A 347-nucleotide genomic window follows, 5' to 3' on the forward strand; every position below is an offset into this window, starting at 1 on the left:
TCCGCGCACCTGTCCCGCGTTGTAATCGCCAGTGCTAAGCACCGCGCCGAAAGTGCGAATGTCGTAATAGCGTTTGCATAGCTCGTCACGGATGTCGCGGTTCTCGCGCTTCTTGCTCTTCTCCACGCCCAGCTGCTCGGCGGCGTCGCGTATCTTGGCGTTGAGCGCCACGCCGCTGTCGCGCACGAAGATACCGTAGCCCTGCTCGTCGTGGTCAAGGTTGTTATAGTTTGCGCTGTACAGCAGGTCGACATAGTTGCGGATTTTGCGCTTGAGGCAGACATCAGTGATGATGCCCTGCATTGTTTCGGGGTCGACGCGCGGCAGGTTGCCCGCATCAGGATCGC

At 59.7% G+C, this 347-nt stretch carries 1 protein-coding gene; it reads right to left on the minus strand.

Translation table 11 applies throughout. The features are described from left to right. Nucleotides 1–347, minus strand: a 347-nt coding sequence (locus NZ773_16145; GenBank protein MCS6803458.1) for a type I CRISPR-associated protein Cas7, incomplete at both ends; no start/stop codon positions are given.

This window comes from Dehalococcoidia bacterium (assembly GCA_025054935.1).
In the GTDB taxonomy this organism is placed as follows: Bacteria; Chloroflexota; Dehalococcoidia; order SpSt-223; family SpSt-223; genus JANWZD01.